At 36.9% G+C, this 1,991-nt stretch carries 2 protein-coding genes; both read right to left on the reverse strand.

Annotated elements, in window-relative coordinates:
* Window positions 1–270 precede the first annotated feature (270 nt).
* Window positions 271–720, reverse strand: a complete 450-nt coding sequence (locus tag D9K81_RS18065) for a hypothetical protein (protein WP_120376170.1) — start codon at window positions 718–720, stop codon at window positions 271–273.
* Window positions 721–1,006: 286 nt separating this feature from the next.
* Window positions 1,007–1,711 (reverse strand): DUF1003 domain-containing protein, encoded by a 705-nt coding sequence (locus D9K81_RS18070; protein ID WP_120376171.1) that lies wholly within the window; start codon window positions 1,709–1,711, stop codon window positions 1,007–1,009.
* Window positions 1,712–1,991: the final 280 nt, after the last annotated feature.

Genomic DNA, 1,991 nt, shown 5'->3' on the forward strand with positions numbered 1-1,991 from the left:
ACGTCGTGCGCCCTCACAGCATGCTGCTCTTTTCGATCTCTATCACACCCTTGAGATAAAGTTTAGAAAAAAGCAGGCGGGATTGTTTCCCTACTTCAGACTCATTTTGATCTATTTTAGTAAGTTTTTTCACCCATTCGCATAAATATTAAAATACTTTTTAAACCTAGCAGCAATACGCATTCAAGATCGCAAATAAGTATTAAAAATCCTATTTTTATTTCACAATCTATTCGCTAGTTGTTTTAGATATAACTTGCTACAACCGCTTTATGAAGTACACGCCACTTCAGTATCCCCCTTTAAATACTGTTGTTTGAGTGAATCCAACTGGCCATTTAAAAAGCGATCCAAATAGTCATGCGCTTTTTTTAAATTCAATTTTTTAAACTCAACATAATCCTTGGTTTTACGCTTAAACAGGCCAAATACTTCGCGGTGCTCCGAAATCACCTCTATATCACTTTGTAATACAAATTCTAAGGAGTCCGAGGTTGATAATTCATTTAAACTAATTTTAATCGACTGGCTCGACTCTGGGTTCGTGACCATAAAGTAAGCCTGTCGCCCCTGCAATTGTAAGAGCAGTAATTGCAAATTAAACCAATGCATGGTGTCAAATGCCGTAGAGGCTTCTGCCGCGCTTTTTACCTGCACAAATTCTAATTCATTGTCTGACGCATGATGTGGATGCCGAATTTCAATATCAAACTGAGCCATCGCAATAATCCCCTATCCAGAAACCTATAATGATTTTAAGGGATTAAATATCGAGTGGATGATCATGTTTTTAAATCAAAAATTCAAAGCTAAAAGTTGAATTTTGAGTAAATAATGATCTAACTCACATTTTTAATTTAAAGCATGCTAAAGCTTAAACTCTATGCCGACCAACGGCTAAACCCTTGTTTCCATTCATCGTATATTTTGTGGCGATGAACGGAGGCCTTCAGTTATGAATCTCAATGAGCTGTTTTGAAGCATGCGTTTATTTGCCTAATACACTTTATTTACGTTGTTTGTTCATTTCTTCGAGTAAGTCGAGTTGGACTTGCTGAATTTTGGTTAAACGATCCCACTGATGTAAAAGCAAATGGTCGATCTTTTCATGTAAATGACGAATTTCTAATTCGGCTTTCAAATTCACCTGATAATCATTTTCTGAGCGCTGTCGGTCTTTGGCTTCTTGTCTGTTTTGGCTCATCATAATAATGGGCGCTTGTATAGCTGCCACGCAAGACAAGAGTAAATTTAACAAAATAAAAGGATATGGATCGATGGGATGTTTCACCATGAGAATGCTATTGGCAGCAATCCACCCCATAAGAAATAAGGCAAAGCAGATGAGAAAAGTCCAGCTTCCACCAAATGTTGCAATTTTATCTGCTAATCGGTCGCCTAAAGTCCACTGCTGATCTAGCGTGGTTTCTACATTCTTAGTAATCAGCTCATGTTGTTGCATGCTGTGCAACACTTCTACTTCTAAGTCTGAGACTTCACCTTGCTCAGACTGTAACAACGCTTGCACATACTGCATACGGTAGCGAGTTAAGTCACTTAAACAGATATAGTCCTGTGGCGACCATTCGGGAAAGTCTTTGCTAATTTCGTGGCTAATGCTTTCTCTGACCGTACCCATTGGGACTAAAAAATACGAACTGAATTTTTTTTGACAGACTAAACACGGAAAAGTTTCATTTTTTGCATTCATATATGTGCCCCTAGCACAAAGCAATCAGCCCTAAGCAAGTTTATAGCGATGATTTTTTTATTTTTACCCGATGATTATTTTGACGCAATACTAGATGCAAAACGATATTTTTTTGAACAGATATACAGCAGATTGAGGCAGAAAGTTTGAAAGATTTTGATCTGATATAACGCGTTAAATTTGAATTTAGCTGTTGGTCATTGTTATGTTGGTTGTTCTTTTTATATTTAAATTTTTATATTATGTTGCACAATGGCTAATCAAGAATTTTTTAGGGTGC

This window comes from Acinetobacter chengduensis, assembly GCF_003664645.1.
Taxonomy (GTDB): Bacteria; Pseudomonadota; Gammaproteobacteria; order Pseudomonadales; family Moraxellaceae; genus Acinetobacter; species Acinetobacter chengduensis.